The organism is Pseudoalteromonas sp. Of7M-16 (genome assembly GCF_022347805.1).
Lineage (GTDB): Bacteria > Pseudomonadota > Gammaproteobacteria > Enterobacterales > Alteromonadaceae > Pseudoalteromonas > Pseudoalteromonas luteoviolacea_F.
In genome coordinates this window covers 38,783-63,137 of the sequence record NZ_JAKRFY010000035.1, presented here as the reverse complement: position 1 = coordinate 63,137, position 24,355 = coordinate 38,783, and the positions used below count along the sequence as shown (strand labels likewise).

The 24,355-nt window shown below is 44.6% G+C and carries 16 protein-coding genes; 2 read left to right on the top strand and 14 right to left on the bottom strand.

Annotated elements, in window-relative coordinates:
* The first annotated feature begins 65 nt into the window (after window positions 1-65).
* Window positions 66-533: a Dps family protein gene (locus MHN81_RS25155; RefSeq protein WP_239427068.1), complete on the top strand. Its 468-nt coding sequence runs from the start codon at window positions 66-68 to the stop codon at window positions 531-533.
* On the opposite strand, the gene MHN81_RS25150 is transcribed toward MHN81_RS25155, so the two are convergent.
* The 8 genes from MHN81_RS25150 to MHN81_RS25115 all read right to left on the bottom strand — a co-directional run bounded on the left by MHN81_RS25150 (window position 530) and on the right by MHN81_RS25115 (window position 12,847).
* Window positions 530-931 carry a hypothetical protein gene (locus MHN81_RS25150; protein ID WP_023400247.1) on the bottom strand — a complete coding sequence of 134 codons (402 nt, stop codon included), beginning with the start codon at window positions 929-931 and terminating at the stop codon, window positions 530-532. The genes MHN81_RS25155 and MHN81_RS25150 overlap by 4 nt on opposite strands.
* Window positions 932-979: 48 nt before the next feature.
* Window positions 980-3,046 (bottom strand): S9 family peptidase, encoded by a 2,067-nt coding sequence (locus tag MHN81_RS25145; protein ID WP_239427067.1) that lies wholly within the window; start codon window positions 3,044-3,046, stop codon window positions 980-982.
* A gap of 301 nt (window positions 3,047-3,347) precedes the next feature.
* Window positions 3,348-3,629, bottom strand: coding sequence for a hypothetical protein (locus tag MHN81_RS25140; protein WP_239427066.1), 282 nt, complete (start codon window positions 3,627-3,629; stop codon window positions 3,348-3,350).
* Window positions 3,630-4,035: 406 nt separating this feature from the next.
* A complete protein-coding gene (locus tag MHN81_RS25135) occupies window positions 4,036-7,176 on the bottom strand; it encodes an efflux RND transporter permease subunit (RefSeq protein WP_239427065.1) in 3,141 nt (1,046 codons plus the stop codon).
* Window positions 7,177-7,192: 16 nt separating this feature from the next.
* A complete protein-coding gene (locus MHN81_RS25130) occupies window positions 7,193-8,359 on the bottom strand; it encodes an efflux RND transporter periplasmic adaptor subunit (protein WP_239427064.1) in 1,167 nt (388 codons plus the stop codon).
* Window positions 8,360-8,448: 89 nt separating this feature from the next.
* Window positions 8,449-10,851 (bottom strand): ABC transporter permease, encoded by a 2,403-nt coding sequence (locus tag MHN81_RS25125; protein ID WP_239427063.1) that lies wholly within the window; start codon window positions 10,849-10,851, stop codon window positions 8,449-8,451.
* A 14-nt stretch (window positions 10,852-10,865) separates the two neighbouring features.
* Window positions 10,866-11,582, bottom strand: coding sequence for an ABC transporter ATP-binding protein (locus MHN81_RS25120; protein ID WP_052027399.1), 717 nt, complete (start codon window positions 11,580-11,582; stop codon window positions 10,866-10,868).
* Between the two features lie 17 nt (window positions 11,583-11,599).
* On the bottom strand, window positions 11,600-12,847 hold the full coding sequence (locus MHN81_RS25115; protein WP_023400254.1) for an HlyD family efflux transporter periplasmic adaptor subunit: 1,248 nt from the start codon (window positions 12,845-12,847) through the stop codon (window positions 11,600-11,602).
* Between the two features lie 655 nt (window positions 12,848-13,502).
* On the opposite strand from MHN81_RS25115, the gene MHN81_RS25110 reads away from it, so the two are divergent.
* Window positions 13,503-15,314 carry a PKD domain-containing protein gene (locus MHN81_RS25110; protein WP_023400255.1) on the top strand — a complete coding sequence of 604 codons (1,812 nt, stop codon included), beginning with the start codon at window positions 13,503-13,505 and terminating at the stop codon, window positions 15,312-15,314.
* A gap of 73 nt (window positions 15,315-15,387) precedes the next feature.
* Here MHN81_RS25110 and MHN81_RS25105 read toward each other — a convergent pair whose 3' ends face one another.
* From MHN81_RS25105 to MHN81_RS25080, 6 genes are all read right to left on the bottom strand, one after another.
* Entirely contained in the window at window positions 15,388-18,225 is a 2,838-nt protein-coding gene (locus tag MHN81_RS25105) for a hypothetical protein (RefSeq protein WP_239427062.1), read from the bottom strand.
* Between the two features lie 65 nt (window positions 18,226-18,290).
* The gene (locus MHN81_RS25100; protein ID WP_211013199.1) at window positions 18,291-18,533 is read right to left on the bottom strand and encodes a hypothetical protein; all 243 of its coding nucleotides are present in this window, start codon (window positions 18,531-18,533) and stop codon (window positions 18,291-18,293) included.
* A 102-nt stretch (window positions 18,534-18,635) separates the two neighbouring features.
* Entirely contained in the window at window positions 18,636-19,919 is a 1,284-nt protein-coding gene (locus MHN81_RS25095) for an ATP-binding protein (RefSeq protein WP_239427061.1), read from the bottom strand.
* Window positions 19,909-21,300: a sigma-54 dependent transcriptional regulator gene (locus MHN81_RS25090; RefSeq protein ID WP_023400259.1), complete on the bottom strand. Its 1,392-nt coding sequence runs from the start codon at window positions 21,298-21,300 to the stop codon at window positions 19,909-19,911. Before MHN81_RS25090 ends, MHN81_RS25095 begins: the two co-directional genes overlap by 11 nt.
* A gap of 59 nt (window positions 21,301-21,359) precedes the next feature.
* Entirely contained in the window at window positions 21,360-22,211 is an 852-nt protein-coding gene (locus MHN81_RS25085) for a D-hexose-6-phosphate mutarotase (RefSeq protein WP_023400260.1), read from the bottom strand.
* A 133-nt stretch (window positions 22,212-22,344) separates the two neighbouring features.
* Window positions 22,345-24,303: a methyl-accepting chemotaxis protein gene (locus tag MHN81_RS25080; protein WP_023400261.1), complete on the bottom strand. Its 1,959-nt coding sequence runs from the start codon at window positions 24,301-24,303 to the stop codon at window positions 22,345-22,347.
* Between the last annotated feature and the right edge of the window lie 52 nt (window positions 24,304-24,355).

Genomic DNA, 24,355 nt, shown 5'->3' with positions numbered 1-24,355 from the left:
CACACAGTGACACACTTTTTAAAGCGCCGTGAAGTACACGGATTAAAAATACAAGGTAGCAAATTATGACGAACAGTATCGGTTTAGATGAACAAAAAAGTGAACAACTGGTTGCAGCATTAAACATATTATTGAGCAGCTACCAGATCCAATATATGAATGCCCGCAGCTTTCATTGGAATATCAAAGGCCGTGAATTTTTTGAACTACATGTGAAGTTTGAAGAAATTTATAATCAATTGCTGTTGAAAGTGGATGAGTTAGCGGAGCGCATTCTCACCATTGAAGGTACGCCATTACATGCTTTTAGCGACTACTTAAGCGCCAGTGAAATTGTTGAAGCACAAGATATCCAAAATGGTCCAGAAGCGGTTGCAACACTCCTTGCTGGTTTTACACAATTGATTAAGTCACAGCGTCAAATTCTGGCTCAAGCCGCAGATGCAGAAGACGAAGGCACAGCCTCTTTGATGAGTGATTACATTACCGAACAAGAAAAACTGGTGTGGATGCTCAAAGCTTACCTAGGTTAGTCCAACCAAGGCGCAGCACCTCGGTATGCCGGGTGCTGACTCAGATATGCTGCAACATCAAGGTATAGCTGTATCTTGATGTTGCTGTCAGCCCATAGCTCACGAATGACTTTACGTGACAATGCATCGATACCTATATAGTCAATCCTGCGATAGCCACGTACTTCCATATCTTTACAATATGTTTTGAGGGCCGACATACTGTCCAGCGTGGTCATTTCAAAATCACTCAAATTGACCACTGCACATTGTAATTGGCCCGGTTTAAATGCTTGCCAACGTTTAAGTGCGTCCTGCTCTAACGCTATCACTCCCTCACAGTTAAATGCGCCAACTAATTTGACAAACACCGTAGGCGGAGCAATATCAATTTGCCATTGACCGTGTGCTGAAAACATCCCCCCTCCTAAACCAAGGTCGCGATGCCTGCACAACGCAATGGTTAATTAGTCAGTTGGTTGTGGCAGCAAAGATATGAAAAACGCCATTTCTAACGCTTTTTCATGTAAGCTCTTAAATCTGCCTGAAGCACCACCGTGCCCCGCATCCATATCTGTTTTAAATACCAATAGGTTGTCGTCAGTTTTAAGTTCTCTGAGCTTGGCAACCCATTTCATTGGCTCCCAGTATTGGACTTGCGAGTCATGTAGACCAGTAGTGACCAAAGTATTAGGATAGTCCTTCGCCGCTAAATTGTCATAGGGAGAATAGGATAAAATTGTCTCGTAATCGGCTAACTGATTAGGATTGCCCCACTCGTCATATTCATTGGTCGTTAAAGGAATAGATTCATCAAGCATGGTGGTCAATACATCCAAAAATGGCACATGACAACCAACACCTAAATACAGCTCTGGCGCCTGATTCATCACTGCACCCATTAATAATCCACCTGCACTGCCACCAGATGCAAAGATCTTATCTGTCGCGCCGTACTGTTGCGTAATTAAAGCACGCGTCACATCCACAAAGTCATTGAAGCTATTTTCTTTATTGGCCTTTTTACCATTGTCATACCACTGGCGACCGAGCATTTCCGAGCCGCGAATATGCGCAATTACATAGACAAACCCTCTATCTAATAAACTCAGTGTCGAGCTGGAAAACAGCGGATCTATGGTATAACCGTAGGCACCATAACCATATTGCAACAACGGGTTGGTACCATCTTTATTGAAAAGAGATTTACGATACACAATAGAAACAGGTACTTTTTCACCATCGCGGGCCGTGATATGTAGACGCTCAGATGCATAGTCCTGTGGCTTAAAGTCTCCTAGTACTTTTATTTGCTTCTTCAGTGTTTTTTGTCCCGTAGCCAAATCACACTCATAAACGCTGCTTGGCGTCGTTAGACTTGAATAAGTAATGCGCACCGACGAGGAACTCGGCTCCGGGTTATACCCTAAGCCAGCGTAATAACACTCATCGGCAAAACCCAGCTGATAGCTCGCCCCCGCGTAATCGTGGACCACAAAGCGGATCTGACCCATTTCCCGTTCCGTGATCACAAAGTGCGAGTCAAACAGCTCTAAACCTTCCAACAACACATGTTTACGATGTGCGATTAATTCCTGCCATTGACTAGGGTCATTTACCGCATCTAATGCAACACGTATCATGCGAAAGTTTTTCGCATCACTATTGGTCAGTAGGTAATAATATTCGCCAAACTTATCTAAGCCATATTCATGGCCCTCTTGACGTGCTAACAGTCGCTGGAAATCGCCCATAGGCTGCTCAGCATCAAGATAAAGAACATCACTGGTTTCTGTCGCAGATAAGTAAATAAAGATTTGGCTGTCGTCGCGGCTTTTACCTAAGCCCATGTAATATTGACTGTCTTGCTCTTCGTAAACAAGTACATCTTCACTTTGTGGCGTACCTAGAACATGACGATAGACTTGAAACCCAAGTAGGGTTTGAAGGTCTTTTTTTACGTAAAATAAAGTACGATTGTCATTGGCCCAGATCACTTCACCTTCCGTTTCAAGGAGGCAATCTTCCAACATTTGACCTGTGGTTAAATCTTTAAACTTCACGGTATAAATGCGGCGGCCATCGGTGTCTTCGCTATACGCCAGTAAGTTATCATCTGGACTTACTGTCAAGTCTGCCAATTCATAGTATTCAAACTCTTTGGCCAACTCATTGACATCGAGCAATAAGCTTTTGTCTTCCATCGCTTCATTCAACGCACGATAGTGACGGCCATACTCTTCCTCACCACTTACCTCATTGGTATACCAATAGCGACCATCTTTTACTGGCACGGATGAATCATCTTTGACGATACGCCCTTTCATTTCATCAAACAGCTGGTCTTGAAGACTTTTTTGCGGTGCCATCACCGCTTCACAGTAGTCATTTTCAGCTTTTAAGTGGGCTAATATCTCGTCATTTTGACGCTTATCATCACGCATCCAGTAATAATTATCTGTCCTTTGATGCCCATGAATTTCCATTTCATGTGGTACTTTTTTAGCCACTGGCGGGGTAAGCGCTTTGGTCATATATCTGTTCCTGATTTGTTATTATTCATCCAGTTTAACATAGCTCAAGGTGAGGTACAGTGTTGTGCCATTAACTTACACAGATATATAAATGGCAAATTACACATGTGCGACATACGTCATATCGGTGAATTTAAAAATATTGATAAAGCATGAGACGAACTTGAAAAGTGTTACTTTATAACTTTAATCTACAAAACTAAGTTAAGGTATAAGCCAGCGGTATGACAACCAGACAAGCCCAGCACTAGGCTGGGCCTGCCATCACGGCGCTACTAACGCGTATATTCTCTGTGTTGCTTCATATACGAGCATACCATTTTAAAATCAGGCCACTTCCTGAATTGGTGTACGTAGGGATACACTTGAATTCAAGCTCACCTAATAAATTACGAATAGAGTTCTCTCTGTTTCTATGTTCAGCATTTTCAACGGTACTAGAGCCGTCACCAGCAGGCATGGAAACCGCAGTGTCTCCATTTACTAACTCTCTAAAATTGACGTCATACTGCATCTGACAAAATTTACATGCCCCTACAGGCACCTGTTTTCCACCTTCTAGACGGGTAGTAACAAAGAACATGCTCACCCTCCCATTAGGTTTACCACTTTCTGCTTTTAAGTAATCAGCCACAAAGTGTCAAAGTGTCAAAGTGTCAAAGTGTCAAAGTGTCAAAGTGTCAAAGTGTCAAAGTGTCAAAGTGTCAAAGTGTCAAAGTGTCAAAGTGTCAACATGGCTTGGTTCATACGGTGCAATAACATGCTTGTAGAAACGTTTATATTATAGTGCCGCCACAAAGTCAGCCATAACTGCCACCCCTTGGGTCTGGAAATATAGTGGCTTTATACCAACTCAAATTTAACATGCTGAAAAATTAAAAATATAATTTTTGACCACAATAGGAACAAAGGCCGTAATCATATTTTTGGGCAGAACACACAAACAAAAAAGCCCAGCATCAAGCTGGGCTTTACCATCACATTTCAATTTATGTAATTGGCTGAGTTGAGTCTTTCTTAAAGCGCTTAGGCTTACGGAACAACTTTGCAAACACACTCTTAATATCAACCAGAATAATGTACAAACACGGTACCAATACCAAGGTGATCACAGTTGCGAATAGCACTGCAAAACCAAGTGAAATCGCCATCGGGATAACAAACTTCGCCTGCAAGCTGGTTTCAAAGATAATAGGGGTTACACCTGCAAATGTGGTGATAGAGGTCAAGGTGATCGCTCTAAAGCGCGCACACCCAGCTTCAATAACCGCATCCTTTAAAGCCACACCTTCTTTTCGCACTTGGTTGACATAATCGGTCATGACAAGAGAGTCATTGATCACAACCCCCGCGGCCGCGATTAAACCAAAGGTCGACATCATGCTCATATCCAAACCATTAAACCAGTGGCCCCAAATGGCGCCAATCAAGCTAAATGGAATAACCGACATGATGATCAGAGGTTGTGAATAACTCTTCAAAGGCACTGCCAGCAAAATATAAACTATCATCATACCAGCAACAAAGAAGAGCTTTTGCTCATCCGCTTGGGCCTGAGTTTCCTCCACTGAACCTCCTAGCTCAGACTTAATTCCTGGAAATTGACTTTGTAAATCTGGTAGTAACTTTTTGCGGATATTATCAACCACAACAGAAGGTTCAATGACTTGCTCATCAATACTACCGTAGACGTATACGGTGCGATAACCGCCTTCACGTCGAATATAACTAACGCCTGGTTTTTCAGTGAATTCAACCACATCACCAAGAACAACTTCTTTCCCTTGCGGCGTCTTCACTAACGCATACTTAAGAGAGGCAATCGCTTCTCGGTCAAGTTCAGGGTAGCGCACCATAACACGGATTTCTTCACCATCTCGAAGCACGCGCTGGGCTTCACCACCATAAAAGCTATTACCTATTTGATTTGCGATATCAGCAAGGTTTAGCCCCAAGTCATAAGCCACTGGTTTCAGCGTTAACTGAACTTCTTTGCTCGGCGGGTCGATAGTCGAACTGATATCAAACAGGCCTTTCTCTTGCTGCAACATAGAAATAAACTGCCTGCCTGCGGCATTCAAGGTGTCAATATCAGGACCATAAAGTAAATAGCCAAACTCACCATCACCAGCGCCAAAATCATTCACATCATCGATCACTAGTAAAGATTTCACACCGGCAATGGTTGGCATGTTTTCACGCCATCTACGAGAAAGTTCAAACGCGTCAAACGGACGAAGATCTTCATCAACCAATACTGCGAGTACAGACCCTTCACTGCGGCCTTCATTCCAAACAAGAACATCTTTTAGCATTTTTTGCCCATATTCTTGTTCAATCTCTCTGTCTACTTCGAGCATCATTTGTTCAACTTTCGTCACCGCAGATAAAGTTTGCTCATCAGATACATTGTCATTAAGCAAAATTTTAACCATTGGGAAGTCATGAGGCACTTTAGGGAGTGGAATAAATCGCACTTGGCTCGTCGTAATAAGTGACATACTGATCAGGAACACAGCGATAAAACCAGAGAACACAGCCCAGCGCCACTCCACACACTTTTCTACAGTACGGCGATATGGACCATTCACAAATTCAAAAAAGCGTTTGTTAAATTTCGCTCGCCAGCTATTTTCGCGCATTGGCTTAAATTTGGTGTGTGCAAGGTGAGCAGGCAAGATCCACTTAGACTCGATCAAACTAAATACCAAGCACAAAATAACCACAATAGAAATGGATTTAAAGAAAGCGCCCTGGGGACCTGTAGACATGACCATAGGTGCAAATACCGCCATGGTTGTCAAAACACCGAAAGTTGCAGGGGTAGCAACACGCTTTGCCCCTCGCACAACGCTATCTACGCTAGGGCCACTACGCTCTACCTCTGTATAGGAGGACTCTCCTATGACAATGGCGTCATCGACGACTATCCCCAGTACCATAATAAATGCGAACAAAGATACAATATTGATGCTAATACCAAACACCGGCATTAACATAATCGCGCCAAGGAAACACACAGGTAAACCTATCATTACCCACAATGCCAACTTGAAACGCAGGAAAATAGACAGCATGATGGCAACAAGAAAGGCCCCTTGCAGCATATTCTTTTTCATCATTTCTAATCGCGCATCTAGGTAGTAAGTCATATCAACAATGGGCGTTAACGATACACCTGCGGGCAAAGTACTATTTTTTGCTTCAATGTAGGCATGAACTGTGTTTGCTATTGGGATCATGTTTTGGTCTTTAGTTGCTTTCACAGATAGAAAAGCAGCATTGACACCATTTTGTTTAAAGTAGAATTCACCTTCAACAAATTCATCTTTGATCACCGCAACATCTTGGAGGTAAACTTTTGCACCATTATCACCGACCTTGACTGGAATACGTTTAAACTCATCACCACTGTACTTTTGATTTTCGACACGGACAGAAATGATGCCAGCTTCAGTTCGGATCTGACCTGCCGACATATTGGCAGAATAACGCTGAATCGAATTACTGATGTCGTTTATAGTTAAGTCATAGCGTCTAAGCGTATCAGGATCTATCTCAATGGCGATTTCATACTCTGGAGTATTGCGTTCAACCAAAGACACATTGGATAGCTGCAGCAGTTCGTCTTCAATTTCTTTTGCCAGAGGCTTAAGTTCCGTAAGTGGAATATCCGCTGCCAACGCCATCTGAATGACATCTTGACGAAACTCTCTCAATTGGACTCGAACAGGCTCCATATCGCCCGGAAAGGTGGCAATACCGTTAACTCTTGTCCTGACTTTTTCAGTCACTTCATTTAGGTCAGCGTCAACATCAATATCTAACACCACACTGCCACTGCCGCGAGTAGCACGATATACACCTTTGTCGATTTCAGTAACGTCTTTAATCGCTTCTTCAATCTTAATTAAAATACTCTCCTCAATCTCTTGGGGAGATGCACCTGGGTATACAGCACTCACTGATATTTTATTAATTTCCTGACTAGGAAACATCTGTCGCTGGATTGTCATATAACTCACAACCCCCATGATCAAGATAAATATCATCATCAAGTTTGCAGCGACAGGATTATGCGCAAAGTATGCGATTAACCCTTTTTGGGAAGTTCTTATTTGCTCACTCATAGTTCATTCCCTGCTGTTACAGCTTTCCCACGTTGTCAGAATCTCCATCTGCATCTTCAGAGCCAGCAACCTTTACAGCCATGCCGCGCTGCGGGTACTCTGGTAGGGTTACAACAACTTTATCATTGTTGGATAACCCTTCTCCGACCAAGTAATATGTGCCTTCTTCACGGATCACTTGCACAGGGCGAGGCTCGAGCTCCGCTTCTTCATTTAGTAGCCAAACCGTTTGATTGTTCACTAGCTCCTGAGGTAGACGATAGATTTGACGAAGTGTTTTGCCTTGAAACTGCACTTGTACATAAGTGCCAAACTTAATCGCAGGTGCGTTGCTTGTCAGTCCATATGGGTCTTCAATTCTAACCACTAGGCTACTCATCCGCGTTTGCTGATCAACGATACCTAAATCGCGATGAATGACAGCTTCGCGAGTAAAGCCATTAACGCCTCTTTGTGTCAAAGTTGCCTTAAGTCCAGAAACTTGTTCAGGTAGGAAAATAGAGTCAAAACCCGCGATTGGAATTACAATTTCTGCTTGCTCAATATTATTTAATTGTGCAACCGGACTACCAGTGCTGACAAACTGACCAAGACCCACTTCTCTCGATACGATCAATGCATTAAAAGGTGCAACAACTTCACAGTTATCAAGATCACGCTGCGCCCTTTTAAGTGCCGCTTTGGCCGATTTCACCGCAGCTTTAGCACTCATCAGCTGAGGCTTTCGCAAGAATAAGTCAGTATGCTTTTTATTGGGGAAACGCTTTGCTTCATCAGCGGCCACATCAGCCAGCGCTTGCTCTTCAATCAATTTAGCCTGCGCACTCGATAGTGACGCTTCCGCTTGCAGTACTGCCGCTTGGTAATTGTCTTTTTCAATACGCAGCAGAACATCGCCTTTGCTTACCACGCCACCTGTGACAAATTTAGGGTGCCAATATTCAATTTCACCAGAAACTTGCACGGAAAGCATGGTTTGTTCAAGCGGTGTGACTTCACCATAACTATTGATTAAAACCTGATGATCTTGCGCTTGCAGCGCTTCGACTTCTACAATGGGACGAGTATCCACTGCACTAGAATCATCGTCGTTTTTGGCCACGGCATTAATGCCCTTAAACCCAATGATCCCTATACCCAACGCGACGAAGGGTATTATCCACTTCAGTATTCTTGCTTGCATGACTGTACCTATTGATAATTTCCTAGCGCTATATTATCAAGATTTCTCATCCCTAGGGTGTGACATTTGTAAGAATCTGTTACAACTTCTCAATAATTTTTCAACTGCCCGTAAAGGTGATAAATATCTATAATAAACAACACTATAAACAAGACAGAAACAGAGAATAAGTAACAGAGCAACAAAGTATAGGTCACGGTGGGTAATAAACTTACCAAACCTAGGATTACACTTGTTGCGATTAAGAGCGCTCCAGTAAAATGAACTAGTCTAAATCGAACTTGTTCCTTTATCAGTTGCTTTCGTGTGGCACCAACTTGCTGCTTAATCAGCAATAGTGGCTTTTGCATTAAAGCGATGTTGCCCAAAAGCCCATACAGCCCCACCAGCACTTGCATCGTCATTAAAAAGCTTAGTCCAAGGCCGCAATAAAAGCTCAATACCGCTACTTTATTCAATTGTGCCAAATCCGCATCCAAAAACGCCACATCTTGAATTCTCTGTGTACTCGCTTGCTGCTGTAATACTTCGCTTAGCTCCTGCTTGTCCATTGTTTGCCCGGGCTTAAACTTGATCACCATATTGCACTCGTAAAAATCATGGGGGTAGTAAATGGTAGCGGGGGTCCCCTGCGCATGGCTGTAGATGTTTTCCACGATACCCACCAATTTGATTGGCAGAGCGTCTCGTCCGTACAAAGTCATGCCTATATCATCTAGATCAATTCCAAGCTTAGTTGCCGCTTGTCGATTAATGATGACCGATTGACGAGTATCGCTATCCGCAGTGACAAATGCGTTGCCTGCCAACAAATGCAAACCCAAAAGTGAAAAGTAATCTTCTCCCACCAGCTGAGATTGCATTGTCTGTTGCACCTCAGCGTCCGGTTGAGTGCCTATCACAGCCAAATAGCTTGTATCCAATGGACTAATGCTACTTAAAGACACCGATGCAATTTTTGGGTGTGCTAGGAGCGCTTGTTTATTAGATAAAAAAAGCTGTTTGCGAGCTGAAACAGCCTGTTCATCATGCAGCCAAGAGGTTTGATGACGGGTAACAAATACAACTTCTTTAGCATTCAAACCCGAGGGCATGCCCAGTTTGTTACCAAAATATATCGCGGTCCACAGGCCAATACATAAGACGACCAACCCGACACTAAGCTGGGTGATCAAAACCGAGGTGCTGAACCACTGTGGAAGCTGTTTTGCTTGACCTTTACCTGAGCTCTGTAAATTTTGATAGAGGCTGGAAAAAGAGAGTTGTTTAAATCCAAAAGCTGCAAATCCTCTGGCAAAAAGCAGCGCAATACCCGCAACCATCAAATAGTGAACAATATGCAGTTCTAACCAATCAAGGTGTGCCACTTCTTGTTTGCCAAAGCGCTGAATTGCTGCCACTCCCAGCTCAGCCAAAACCAGTGCGAACATTGCCGACAACAAAAAGAGCGCACTCAATTGCCAGCGATGTGCAGTTCGTAAGGTATCCAATTGCGCCCCCAACACCGTTTTCAACACCCATTGCGCCTGCTGCTTTTTTATATCTAACAAGTAAAAGGTCAGTAAGTTAACCAGTGTGATCAACAAAAAGGCCACACCACTTAACAGCAACCATCGACTTGTCTGTTGCAAATCACCCTTAAGATATTGCTGTAGCGGTATGTACTCAAAGTGCAGCTGATTGCTGATCGCACTACCAAAATCTGTTATGCCTGCGCTAAATTGTTCATTCAAATACACTGAAATACCTGCTGCCATCACAGTAGCAAGAGATTCGCTTCTAGTTCGTCCAACCAAAAAGGTGTTGTAGCGCACCGTAATATGCTCTCGCAATAGGTCGGTGTTATCAATCGCATGTGCAAATGACACAAATACATCTGTATGGCGGTTTGGCATATACAGTTGTGGCTCTGTGCGGTCACATGCCACAACCCCAACAACATGAAAGACTTGCTGATCAAGCTCCAAACTATATGGCAGGCTTGAGGTCAGTGCGCTCTGAGCTAATAGCGCTGGTATATAGCGTTCGACAAAACATTGACTGACTACCACTTCGGGCGCTGTTACGCCATCTTGCTGCTGTTCGCTAAAATATCTTCCCTGTATCAGTGTTTGCCCAAACAAGTTAAAAAACTCATTAGAGGTGTAAGTCATATTCAGCTTGGGTTGCTGCACATGATCCATATATAGCGCTTCCCCATAGTAAATCGGAGCCGCCATGGAAAGAGCAGAGTCCTGACTGGCTATGTGCTGTGCCGCAATGTTAGATAGCGCATTGCCCATCACTTGTTCGCCTTTTTGATTTGTCATGCTGCCACGTAACCACACCAATGATTCATCTTGTGCATAGGGTAACGGGGCATAGGCATGCCAAGTAATCAAGCCAACAAGGGTGCCGCCAGCCAGCGCACTGGCCAACAACACCACAAACAACACTGTAAATTTTGTCTTTTTAAATAGCTCTGAAATCGAGCTTAAGTTTTCTTTCCACATCAACGTCACTTCCGCTACAAGGGCCCATACATACTTATCTCAGTCTGTGGCGCTGTATAACCACAACCCAGTAACTCGCCGTCAAACAGTTTCACTTGGCGTGATGCCATATCTGCATAACGCGGATCGTGGGTAACCATGCAAATGGTGGTGCCCTGTTGATGTAGCTCACCAATTAAACCCATTACGGCATCACCGCTTTTAGAGTCCAAGTTTCCGGTTGCCTCATCGACCAATAAAATACTTGGTTGCGTCACAAGCGCACGCGCAATGGCCACCCTTTGTTGTTGACCACCAGACAATTGGCCGGGAAGATGCTGAACGCGATGAGAAAGACCCACCTTTTCTAAACACAACATGACTCTTTGTCGGGTCTCCTGCGCGCTGAGCTTGGGCACGCGATAACGCAGCGGTAGCGCCACGTTATCAAATACCGACATCGCATCTACCAAGTTAAAAGATTGAAATATAAACCCAATATGTAAGTTTCTTAGCGCCGCAGCTTGGTCAAATGTTAAATTATCCACCGGTTGTCCAGCCAACCAATAGCGTCCTGTCGACGCTGGCTCTAGCAAGCCCATAATCGACAACAAGGTAGACTTCCCGCATCCAGATGGGCCTGAGATGGATACAAACTCACCTTGCTCTATTGAGATATTGATATTTCTCAAAGCATGAGTTTGAAAGTCCTGTGTTTCGAATACCTTTCCAATCTCCTGCATTTCAATCATATTTTGCATCTTCACTCCTATTGAATAACCACGGCTTGTGCCTGTTGCGCATAACTACTGAGATCAGATATGACTACGGAGTCTCCGACCTTTAACCCACTTTTTATTTCGATGTAGCGACCACTTTGTTGACCGAATTTGACATCAACCAACTCGGTTTTCCCCCCCTCTAATACGCGGTACAAAGTTGCCTTTTTGGCTACCTCTCCAACAGGGCTTCGCACATAAAGTGCGTCTTCTATGGTATCGACGACAATTGACGCTCTAATACTTTGCATTGGCCTCAGTTCTGTATCACCCAATTTTACTAAGCTGACCTCCACTATCACATTATGCGCGGTAATGACTGGGTCAATACGTGTTACTTTACCGCGCAGCACTTGCGCCGCAGCAAATACCTTGACCCACTGACCCACTTGTATATTTGCCGCCTGAGATTGGTTCACTTTTAGCTCAGCCTTCAAAGCATGCTGGCTGCCAATTGTTGCGACATGCGCGCCTCTTTCAACTCGAGCACCTAACTCAAGTGGCATCACCTCTATCACTCCCTGCTCGGCGGCGACAATGGCAAGTTGCGCAACCTTTGCGGCCAATAGTGCCTGCTCCTGTCTTGCTAACTCAACCTTTTCTTGCGCAAGTGCTGTGGCACTTAAGTGCAGTGCATGCAATTGCTCAATGCGTTTTTTTGCATGCGCGACTCGCGTTTGCAAACTACCTAGCTGCGCTTGAGTTTCAAGAAAAGATAACTCTGAAATAATACCGCGATCCGCCAAATTTTTTTGCGCTTGAAATCGAAAAGATAAAGTTGCCAACTCTCCTTCCAATTCACCCAATCCTGACTGCTCTAACAAGCGCTCACGTTGCTGCCGCAAATTCAATTGCAGCTTGTCTGCTTTAGCTTCAATGAGTTGCTGCTGTGACCGCTTAAATTCCAATGAGAGATCCGGATTTTCCATCTTTGCAATCACCGTACCCACCTCAACTACACTGCCTGCTTTGTTGACTACCTCAGTGACAATACCAGCACTGGCAGCGGTAATGATGTGTCGCTGTGCACTTTGCAACTTACCAAATGCATCCACTTCAATGTCTAACGCGCCTGCTTTTACTGTTGCAATCGTTATGTCACTCCGTGGCAACTGCGTTGCCAGCCCAATATCCAACTGCATTAACAACCAGATCATCAATAAACAGGCGATAACACCCAAGCTCTTATGGCGTTTAAAGAAAGGTTGCCTGATAGGCTTTGGTACTTGAATATCCATCTATGCTTCTCGTTACTTGTTACTTTCTCGTATCAAGGATGACACGGGCCTAACTCCCTGTGAGCGAAATACATGCCAATCAAATAAAAGATTAATAATCAATAACTTGATAATTTTACAGTGAAAATAAATAACCAGAATCGGAAAGATCTTGTGTCAATTCCGGAATCGGAATGCAAGGCTATTGCGCTTCGTAAAGATAATTTGGGTATTTTTCACAATGACACAGTGTTGCCATTAATGGTGCTATTGGGCGGGTTTGAATACCGCCACTAACCATTTAATTCCGCTGGCTATTGATGTATTTGGACACTTCGGACTGCTCACTATTTTGCTAAGCCAGTTAAAGTTATAAGCTATTTAAAATCATAGCCTTGATGTATTATTAACGACAAAAACCCAAGCACCTAAAACAGCTTCAGGGGCAAAATAGGGATCTATCAATTAGCACCAGCAAGAAACAAGCTTGGCACGATACGGCACTCATCCCATGTAGCGTTGATTTGTATTGAATAATCGAAAAGTCACTCCAATGGTCAAAACTTAAACGTTGTAAAATATTTAATTATCATTTTCTTTACAATTACGTTATATACGATTACCTTGTTTCTTGTTGTTTATATTTTACTCAACACAAAACTAACAAGGAACATAAATGAAAACTCGTTATATATTACCAGCACTAGGACTTGTCTCAGCAAGCTGTTTTGCGCAAACCACCGCGCTTACAGAAGCGCAAATGATGCAATATACTAGCAAAACAAGTATGGCCACAATTGGTAAACGCGCTGAGCTGAACCTTGTGATTCAACCTCAAGCAATGGCGGCATTCTCAGCCAACAACGCCAGCAATGTCATCACACAAACCGTGACACACCCCAACGCCAGCTATATAAAACTGCATTTTAAAAACATTAATTTAGCCGGTGGTGGCAAACTAGTTGTACGTTCAGAAGATGGCAGCGAGCGCTATGAGTACACTGAACACAACATGCGCGCAGCAACACTTAGCCAAAGTGACGACGGCGTAACAAGCTTCTCTGCCATGTCTATTTCTGCTGAAACAGCAGTAGTAGAATACACACCTGGCAGCCAAGTTAGTACAAGCCAAAACGCCATCATAGATTATTATGATCACGGCACTGAAAATGAACCACAAATGGCACCTGCTACGGATGTTGGGATCAGCTCTACGTGTGGTGCGATGGAGCGAAAAGACGTACAGTGCTGGGCAAACAGCAACCCTACTGAGTTTGAACGCAGCCGCCCTGTTGCACGTCTACTCATGAACGGTAGCGGACTATGTACCGGCTGGCGTGTTGGCCCTGATAACCGCATGTTTACCAATAACCACTGCGTAGAATCTGCATCCGAATTATCCAACACAGAAGTATGGTTCAACTACCAACACACTTCATGTAATGGCTCTACCTTAGAGACCGTAGTAAAAGTTACCGGTAAAGACTTCCTTTCGACAGATTATACCCTTGATTATACGCTATTCACGATTAATGACTTCGCCAAAGCCCAGCCATTTGGCTACTTTGGATTAGACGTTCGTGATGCAACTCAAGGTGAACGTATCTATATCCCGCAGCACGGCTCAGGCAATCCAAAAGAATTGTCCATTGAATCCGATCGCGACACGGATGGATTGTGTTCAGTCAATAACGCGAACGCCAATGGTAGAGGCACAGGTACAGATCTTGGCTACTACTGTGACACCATAGGTGGTTCATCTGGCTCTCCTGTACTTGCGGCATCTAGCAATAAGGTCATCGCACTACATCACTTGGGTGGCTGTCACAACAAAGGGGCAAAAGTCAGCTTGATCTGGCCAAAAGTAGCAAGCCATTTCAACAATCAAATTCCGGATGGCGATAACAACAGCGATCCATTGCCAGTCGCGCAATTCACAGCTTCATGCACAGCGTTAAGCTGTAGCTTTGACGGAAGTGCTTCAAGCTCACCTAACGGGTCTATCAGCCAATACGAGTGGAGCTATGGAGACACTTCAAGCAATGGCTTTGGTGCCAACGTAACTCATAGTTATGCAGCTTATGGCTCATACAACGTATCACTGACAGTCACAGATGCCAGCGGCGCATCAGCAACGACAACAAAACAAATACTGTTGACCGATCCAAACGAAGATCCAGCCAAGCTCATCAACGGTGTGGCGAAAGAAGGACTGCAAGGCGATAGATTGGCGACCGCATTTTACTATTTAGACTTGCCAGCAGGTGCTTCGAATGTCCAAGTGAGTATTTCTGGCGGTTCAGGTGATGCGGATCTGTATGTGAGAAAAGGCAGTAAGCCAACAACTTCAACTTACGACTGTCGCCCTTACAGATGGGGAAATAGCGAATCATGTAACATCACTGGTGGCGCAGGCAAGTACTGGGTCATGTTACGCGGCTATAGCGCTTATTCTAACGTGACACTGGTTGCGACCTATACTGAATAAGATCTCATTTTTATCAAACCAACCAATTGCACAAGGCGGGTGACCACTCGCCTTTTTCCTAAAGAGCACAAATTTACCAGGGGTGCCAAAGCCCGAACCAAGTGCGCCATTCATCTTCCCGAGCGTCACGAGAAAGACGAGAAAATCCCACATCTAGATACATATTAGAGATCCCTGCCGGCGCGTATTTAGCCGCACTACCAAGCACTTTTTGGCTTAAGTTCACTTGCCATTTTATACCCCAACTCTTTGCAAAGTTTTGACTGTCCATTTGGTGACGTGCATAAAATAAACGCGGTTGCCCTGCACGCCAGCTAGTTGCAAACTCATAACCTAAGTAATGGGCACCCGATGTAAACATAAAAGGTAACTCAGCAACATACTGCTGACTCCCACCCACACCACTGTATATACTGTTGGTCGCAAATCCACCAACGCTAAGCGCCTGTTCGGTACGGTAACGGTTACTCACATTGATGTACATAGGCCATTGCCACAACGCCACAGCCCCCTTGAGCATCATCTCATGGCCCGCGTTGTGCCCCCATATTTTCGCGCCATCCATCACAACATCCACAGAATATTGCTGCTGATCATGGTGATAAGAGACCTGATTGCCCGCCCAATAGCTATGCTCAAGATCTTGATAGCGTTGATCGGCCATATGCCAACCAACATAGGGCCGCCAGCGCCACTTTTGGCTGTGCTGTGCAAATGAAATATCCAATGTGTTGGACCAGGATTTTCGCACAGCTTGAAAATTGCCAAACTCATCTCGCTGTACAGAGGTATCTAATTCACTCGCCTTTAGTTCGTTGCGAACGTCAAAGTTCCCCCACCGGTATGCCATATCCAGATATCCACCTTGCAATACGTCATCGAAAAGAGATTGACTCACCCCCGCTTGCCAGCTCCAATGCTTGAGTATATCTGCGCCTGTGATACCGACACTGAGCACTTCTGTGCTTGCTAAAGCGCCCTGTACAGACACAGCAAAAGACCAGTCTTGCAAGGTAGGGTCGTAATTTGCCACAGTTTGTGCAAAGCCAATGGGTAGGGCCTGTGCCTTTCGCTTGTCATCACTGTGTGTTGTCTCTTGAGTATCAAGTACCGTGACTTGCTGCACGTGTGCGTTCGAATTAGAGATCGCCATGAGTCTTGAGCCATATGGCGTACTCTCTAAAAAGAGTAACTGGTTGTTAAACTCACCTAATACCTCTTCATATACATGCTCCGCATCGCTTATTTGTTTTAATTCGTCCCTTTGCAGATGATAGTAATAGATGCCCAAGGCGCCTTTGCGCCCCATCACAAAATAGATCCCCGCACCGGTTTTGTCCCAGCGTGGCGACGCGATGTATTGGCTGTCGTCAAGTAATGGAACTTCCTTACCCACCAATGTCGAGTCAGCCAAATCAGCAATATATAAACGCCACCCACGACCTTGAGCTGCTTTTAAATAAGCCAATTGCTTACCACTTGGGCTGATCACAGGATGGTCGTAAACAGAGTTTAAGTCTCTCGAAAACAAAGGTATAACTTGCTGATCGGATAGACTAATCTGAACCAATTGAGAAAAGCCATGCTCGGTGCGCTCTGCTATCACTAGAGACTCATTGATAATACTAAAACGCCGGACCCCAATGCTGTTAGATAAACGCGTGACCTTGTCAGTGGGAATATGCCATTTGAAAAGCGCATTTGCCCAACCATGCTCCACCCTTTGCCGCGCGACAAAATAAACAGTTTCCTCATCTAGCCATTGCGGATGGTAAATCCCATTGAAGTCCACAGCCGCCAAAGTTGCTAATTTTTCATGTCGGAAGGACGCCGGATATTTGTCTGGTATATCGTCGGGATCGCGGGCCAATATCGCCGCTTGGCGCTGCTCAAATTGCTCAACCGCTTTGTGGTTTTTTTCACTGGCATAAACAACCAGTGATACTTGACCAGACTGAGTAGACTCCACAGCCAAAAATTGCTGTTTGTTTGCGGACAGTTGTATATCTCGAGCAGCAAACGTAAATTGCATGAATTCATACTGTTCAAGCACAGTACGCTGAGAAACTGACTGAATAGCCTGGTGGGTATACTCGGCTATAAAGCGTCGATATAGTTGTATTGCAGATTTGCCAAAGGCACCTTGAAATGCCGCTTCGAAGCTTCGACTCTCCACCCCATTTACTCTCGTCCATACAGCATCTAAAGTAGCCTCATCATATTCTTGCTCAAGCCAAGCCAAAAATCTTGCCCCTAATAAATACGCCATCGCGCTGGCACGAAAGCTCCCGTCTCCATGACTTAGGGCATGATAGGGCAGCAAAGCACCTTGGCGAGCAAAAGTTTGCAATAGCGCTTCAGAGTAGTTGTCATATAAACGGCCCTGACCCGTCAGCTTAGATTCCTGCAACGTCGCGTAACCCTCAGCAACCCAGCGCGGCAACACAGCATCTGCCAAATCAAAACTATCGCTCACATCTCGTAACCACTGTCGAGCAGGGTGTCTGTTTGGCTGCGATAAATGTACTAAGTGAATATATTCGTGAAGTACCAATAACTTTAACCAACTAGGGTTGTATGCTATTGCCGTATCTGATTGCGGTGGTGTGACATACAAGGCCATAAACGGGCTATCAGAACTTGGTAAAGCAAACCCATTTGGCAAATTGAAAGGGTCGATCACTATGGCGTCAATAATGACCTCGAGCGCCCGACCTTGCTGACTTAATACCTCACTGCGAACTCGTTCCAGCTCCTTTACTGACGCTTCAGCCCAAACGGAGTAAGGCGGTTGGTAATGCACTCGAAAATGAGGGCTTTGAATGGTCTTCCAATCACTTTTTCCCGCCTGAGAAGGTGTCGCAAAGAGCCACACAGACACCATTAGAATAAGTTGTATACTGACGCGCATTGAATATCCTTGGTACTACCATATTGATAGTAAACCTTATGCCAATTTTTGGCGTCAAGGAAGGGCTAATCATGTCGTGCCATCGCACCCAAGGAAGTGAACAAGGTCAAAATTGCACCCACAACCACAAATGCAATCATTGAAAATGGCGCGCTCAGCCCAAGGGCAAATTTAGCACTCGCCATCGCCGCAGCGACAGCCCACACACTCAACCGGCTCAGCCAACGCTTGGTATGACTAGGCAATTGAATGTGCTTTAGGGCAAAACTCATCACAAGAAAAGCGATAAACGGATATAACACCAACACAATACACTCCTCGCTGAATACTTAAGTCAAATTCAGAAACTTCCCGGTTAGAATGTCACTGACTCTCGTTGAGCGTTAATTATATGGTAATGATAATTATTATCAACTAGGGAGTGTAATTTTCACTTCCGCCCCGTGTAAACCATTGCTTACTGTTAGGCTCCCTTCATGCTGCTCGATAATACGTCGGCTTAGCGTTAAGCCAATCCCTTGCCCTGTGCTTTTGGTGGTATAAAACGGCGTCATGGCATTTTCTATATTGGCAAATCCACCGCCCTGATCTGTAATGGTTATCACAACATGGGCTGCCTGATAGCCTGCTTGAATGCTGACTGTTTTGCCTTGTGGGCCTTGTTTTGCATTCGCCTCGGCGGCATTACTCAGTAAATTAATTAACGCTTGCTCTAATAACTGAGGATCACACTGACAAACCCGTACTGTGCAATCCAATAGCAGGGTTTGATCTTGATATATCTGTGCGATAAGTGCTTTGACAGACATCAATAAATCTTTGAGCACCACCTTTTTTGTGTGTAACTCAAGTGGCTTGGAGAGCTCACTGAAACGACCCACAAATTGCTGTAAGTGATAACAACGCTGATCAATAACCGACAGCGCTTGCTGATCTCTTGGCAAGGTCATTTTACTCTGTAAGCTTTGCGCTAAAGAACTAACGGGCGTTAAGGTGTTATTTATCTCGTGGCTGATAACTCGAATCAAGTTCTGCCATGCTGTCAGCTCTTGGTGACGTAGTGCTTTTCTGATATCCATGGCAATAAGCAAGCTATAACGCTTGCCCTGTTCATAAAATTCACTGCTGCTTATTGTCCAACTCGTGTTTAGTGTTCGATTTAAAAACTGCCAGTGATCGTTATCTCGAGCCAGCCCTAGTACCTGAGCGTCACGCCCTTTCTCTAACTGCCAAGACCTGTGGTATATCACCTCAAAAGCAGGGTTTGCATAACTAAGTTTATTATCTTCGTCAAACACCAGGATAGGGCTTGGCAGCTTATCTATGAGCTGATAAATAACATAAATATGGCTATTGTAGCGCGCTTTTTGGCTGTGTAGCTCATCGCTCAGTGCCACTAATTCACGTTCAAATTTCGCTACTGCGCCACTGCGATAATGCGGCTTGAGCTGGTAAGTAAAATCAGCTTGTTGCAGCGCTTCTATTTGAATACTTGCGCGCTTAAAAACGCCGCTAAGGCGACCCAATAATAAATTAGAAACGCTCTGAAGGCAGGCAAATATGAGTATCGCAACTAGGATAGTGACCCACGACGCAAAGAGCCATTCCTTGACAAAAAAGCCACCGAGTACACTCACTAACCCATTGAGCAGCATAAAATATAGGGCTAGCACTCGCTCAAAATTAGCCGACATCTTTTAGACCATATTTGTCCAAACGGCGATATAGCGAAGACTTGGTTAACCCTAACCGCTGTGCAGCTTGGCTGATCACGCCACACTCTTCTTCCAACACTTGCATGATCAGGTTTTTTTCCATATCAGCCAAAGTGCACGAGGTGTCTTCTAATCGAGTCTGAACACCTTTTGAAGCGGCAGGCTGCTTTGCCAATCGCAATTGACAATCCTCCACGCAGATCTGCTGCCCTTCACTCATTAATAGCGCGCGCTCCATTACATGGCTAAGCTCGCGAATGTTGCCCGGCCAAGGATAAGCTTTCAGTGCGCTTTTGACCTCAACTGCCAACTCTTTATCAGTGATCCCATAACGCTTCGCATGCTGTGCAAGCAAATGTTTAGCCAATGGAACAATATCCGCCTCGCGTTCACGTAAAGGGGGCAACTCAAACACCAAGGTATTAATACGGTAAAATAAGTCTCTGCGAAAAGTACCTTGTTCGATACAGGTGGGCAAATTAGCATTGGTTGCGCAAATTAAACGGATATCGCTGCGGGTCGTTTGGCTGCTTCCCAACGCCTCGTATTCACCCGTTTCTAACACACGCAGTAATTTTGCTTGTAAAGGCAAAGATAAAGTCGCTATTTCATCCATAAAGAGCGTACCGCCTGACGCTTTGGTAAAGCGGCCAGTCCGATTCTGCTTCGCGTCAGTAAACGCCCCTTTCACATGGCCAAACAGTTCACTTTCAAATAATGATTCGGCCAATGCCCCCATATTCACACTGACAAGTGGCCCGTGTGCTCGCAGGGAATGACGATGAAGCCATGAAACAATATGACTTTTACCTACACCACTTTCGCCACAAAGTAAGATGCTGGCATCAGACCTCGCGACCCTTTCAAGCTTTTTTTGCAGTGCTCGCATGCTCGCGGATTGCCAAACAAACTCAGTGACTGGCTGCGACGTTCGGGTCTCTTGGTTGGCAATATGAGATAACTGGGTTTGCTGTCGAGTTTGTAGCTTGAGCTGCTGCTGAATTGAAGTTAAAAGCGCTGTGTTTTGCCACGGCTTCTCTATAAAGTCACTGGCCCCGAGCTGCAGTGCCCTAACCGCAAGATTGATGTTTCCCCAACCGGTAATACACAGCACGGCAGGTGCATTATCTTGCTCTTTCAACCAAGTCAAAAAGTCCAGTCCTTCTTGTCCTGAGGTTGTATCCTTAGAAAAGTTCATATCCAGCAAAATAATGGCAACAGCTTTTACACTGAGCAGCTGTTTAGCTATATCTGGGGAATCGGCTTCCAATACTTTGAAGCCTTGATCTTCAAGAAAGTAAGCTGCGCTTAGTCGCACCTCAATATTATCATCGATGATCAGAATGGTTGGCACTGACATAAATGTACCCTAACGTTCACTTCACGTTAGGATACGTCAATCAAGCTAATTGGAAAAGTTTAACACCAGCGTATTGTTGTAGTTAACGTGTGACTTTGACCAGGTTCGACAGTTGCAATATCTTCCAGTACATTAGCAGCTTCTAAACACAGCATGCTCAAGTACTCTTCGTCTTGAAAATTGCTTAGACGCTTAGATTTGTCAATCCAAGGGTTCCACAGTACACAAGATGTCGAGTTTTCACGGCCAACTTCAATAGTGCCTTCTGGCGTATGGATAAACTGAACTGGCGCCGCTTGCGTGTAAACCATATCGGTTTCTCGTGCAAACCCAACCTGCTCTGATTGCGCAAAAGGCCCTTCACCAAACTCGATATATTTTGCCCCTTGCAAACCGTCAACTGTGGTGTTTTTAATATTGGAGGTTGGAAAATAGGTATGTAGCGCTTGTGTCAATGAAAAAGGTGATTGACCTAAGTTAGTGTTCGTCAGCCTTACCTCTAATTGTTCACTCAAAATAAATTCGACTTCCAATTTAGATTCATGTGGCCAATACTCCCTGCCAACTTGCATCATGGGTAGCGACAGTGAAATGCGCACAGCTTCCGATGTTTCAGTCACTTGCTCAGCACGCCACACAATTTTTCGTGCAAATCCATGAGCTGGCCAGTCTGCGTTTTCATGCACGCCAAACCAAGGCCAACAAATTGGGATACCGCCGCGTACAGATTTTCCTTCTTGATAATCCTCATCTGCCGACACCCACAGTAAGTCGCTCTTACCATTCGGGGTAAACTCTGTAATTTGCGCACCTTGTAAAAATATTTTTGCCTGACACAGGGGGCTATTAACCTCAAAATACTCTAGCCCGGTATCAGTTCTTGCTAATTTTACTGAGTCGGAAAATTCCATGATCCACCTTTAAATTTTATTCAACTGTCCTTACATTACCGAGCCGTCTCCACAGAGTAAACATGAATTGCTCACTATGAATGATCTTCAACAATTTTGTATAAAATAACAGCACGTTAGCATAATTTATCAACTAAACTTTAAACTTGCCTACTAACTCGGTAAGTTGCTTAGAAAGGCCCGTCATTTTATCACCATTGTCACAGGTATCGCTGGCTATCATAGAGACACTGTCGGCGGCGTTTTTAATCTCGACCACGTTACGATTGATATCTTCCGCTACATGCTGCTGTTCTTCTGCCGCAGTTGCGATCTGGGTATTGAGATCACTGATATTTTGAATGGACTGCGTAATTTCAACGAATTGATTTTGCGCAGAGTGAGTCAGTTCAACTGTTTTTTCGGTTGTTTCTAGGCTATTTGTCATGTCTGACGACACACCTTCTGTCATTTTACGCAGTTTATCCAATTGAGAGGCGATTTCCTCTGTTGATTCAGAAGTACGCTGTGACAATGCCCGCACCTCGTCTGCGACCACAGCGAAACCACGACCATGCTCTCCGGCTCTTGCCGCTTCAATCGCCGCATTTAATGCCAACAAATTTGTTTGCTCTGCTATCCCGCGTATTACACTCAAAATCGACATAATATTTTCACTTTCACTATCGAGTTTGGTGATATCTGAGGTTGCGCGGTTTATTACACCGGATAACTCTGCGACACTGTCCACCGTTTGTGTGATCACGGTTTGGCCGAGTTCGGAAGCGTGCTGAGTTTGTGTCGCCAATTCAGCCGCATTGGCACAACTTGATGCCACTTCATTAGCCGTTGCCGCCATTTCATTGATGGCTGTCGCCGCCATTTCTAAAGACTGCTGCTGGGCACTGGTTGACCCTGTCAGTTCATCCGCCTGTCCTGCGGTTGTCAACGCAGTTTGATTCACCTGCTGAGCACAGTGATTGATTTGCTGTACCAGTTGCGCAATTAAATTTAAAAACTGGTTAAAGCTCTCTGCTAATTTTCCAGTCTCATCTTGTGTGGACACTTGCAATCGTTTGGTCAGATCCCCTCCACCTTGGGAAATAGCAGTTAGGCCGTCACTCACATTGACAATTGGCCCAGACAGCAAATTCGCGATATAGGTTGCAAGGGCAATAAAAATTGCCACCAAGATCCCACTGATCACCAAGATGGTCACTTTCATTTTGTTGGCTGTGCTCATCACCTCTTGTTGCTCAACAAATGCGATAAACTTCCACCCCAGTGTTTTCGAGGTATAGATATTGGAAAAGAAATCTACTCCGTCTATAGAAATTTCAAACAGCCCATCAGGGGCACGATTTAGTTCGGTGTAGAGGCCATTTTCAACCTCATCAATATGTTTGAAAGTATATTCTGGATGTTTAGCATTCACCAAGATAGTACCGCTATCCTCTTCCAACATAAGATAGCCTGTCTCACCTAACCGAATACTCTTGATGATGTCCGTCAAGCCTTTAAGTGATACATCCATTCCTTGCACACCAATCAATTCACCACCCGACTGCACAGCCTTAACCGTTGAAATAATTGCCGTGTCATCTGGTTCCCAATAATAAGCTTTGGTCAGTGCCGTTTGACCACCGCTGGCTTTACCTGTGGTGTACCAAGGCCGCACACGAGGGTCATATCTTGCACTCACTTGACCTTTTGGCCACTGAATATACCCGCCTTGAGGGTTGCCAAAATAAATATAAGAAATGCCAGGATGTGAAGAGCCAAATTGCCTGTAGAGCTCATACAGGCGACGCTCCACTGAGGTTCCTGTATCCGGTGACATCTGCTCAGCACTGCCATTGTCTATATAAATCGACACTTGATCACCCCCTTGCAATACATCTGGGTGACTGGCCAGGTAGGTCACATTTTTGGCCACTTCCTCAAATAACATGCTAATCCCATTGTCAATTTGCTGTGCTTCTCTGCTACTCATTTCTACAAATTTATCCACTGCAAGCTGCCTCGTTTGAGAAATAACGATGACGGCAATAATCAGCAGTGGCACCACAATCGCGGTGATGAATGCAAGGCGTAACTTTTGAGAAATAGTCATAATGAAACTTCCTGTGGGCATTCAAAAAATATAGTTGTTGATCTTCAACTAT

What these genes read in the sequence shown, in the direction of transcription:
- MHN81_RS25155 (WP_239427068.1), top strand. Translation starts at nt 66, where the DNA reads ATGACGAACAGTATCGGTTTAGATGAACAAAAAAGTGAACAACTGGTT.
- MHN81_RS25150 (WP_023400247.1), bottom strand. Translation starts at nt 931, where the DNA reads ATGTTTTCAGCACACGGTCAATGGCAAATTGATATTGCTCCGCCTACG.
- MHN81_RS25145 (WP_239427067.1), bottom strand. Translation starts at nt 3,046, where the DNA reads ATGACCAAAGCGCTTACCCCGCCAGTGGCTAAAAAAGTACCACATGAA.
- MHN81_RS25140 (WP_239427066.1), bottom strand. Translation starts at nt 3,629, where the DNA reads ATGTTCTTTGTTACTACCCGTCTAGAAGGTGGAAAACAGGTGCCTGTA.
- MHN81_RS25135 (WP_239427065.1), bottom strand. Translation starts at nt 7,176, where the DNA reads ATGAGTGAGCAAATAAGAACTTCCCAAAAAGGGTTAATCGCATACTTT.
- MHN81_RS25130 (WP_239427064.1), bottom strand. Translation starts at nt 8,359, where the DNA reads ATGCAAGCAAGAATACTGAAGTGGATAATACCCTTCGTCGCGTTGGGT.
- MHN81_RS25125 (WP_239427063.1), bottom strand. Translation starts at nt 10,851, where the DNA reads ATGTGGAAAGAAAACTTAAGCTCGATTTCAGAGCTATTTAAAAAGACA.
- MHN81_RS25120 (WP_052027399.1), bottom strand. Translation starts at nt 11,582, where the DNA reads ATGATTGAAATGCAGGAGATTGGAAAGGTATTCGAAACACAGGACTTT.
- MHN81_RS25115 (WP_023400254.1), bottom strand. Translation starts at nt 12,847, where the DNA reads ATGGATATTCAAGTACCAAAGCCTATCAGGCAACCTTTCTTTAAACGC.
- MHN81_RS25110 (WP_023400255.1), top strand. Translation starts at nt 13,503, where the DNA reads ATGAAAACTCGTTATATATTACCAGCACTAGGACTTGTCTCAGCAAGC.
- MHN81_RS25105 (WP_239427062.1), bottom strand. Translation starts at nt 18,225, where the DNA reads ATGCGCGTCAGTATACAACTTATTCTAATGGTGTCTGTGTGGCTCTTT.
- MHN81_RS25095 (WP_239427061.1), bottom strand. Translation starts at nt 19,919, where the DNA reads ATGTCGGCTAATTTTGAGCGAGTGCTAGCCCTATATTTTATGCTGCTC.
- MHN81_RS25090 (WP_023400259.1), bottom strand. Translation starts at nt 21,300, where the DNA reads ATGTCAGTGCCAACCATTCTGATCATCGATGATAATATTGAGGTGCGA.
- MHN81_RS25085 (WP_023400260.1), bottom strand. Translation starts at nt 22,211, where the DNA reads ATGGAATTTTCCGACTCAGTAAAATTAGCAAGAACTGATACCGGGCTA.
- MHN81_RS25080 (WP_023400261.1), bottom strand. Translation starts at nt 24,303, where the DNA reads ATGACTATTTCTCAAAAGTTACGCCTTGCATTCATCACCGCGATTGTG.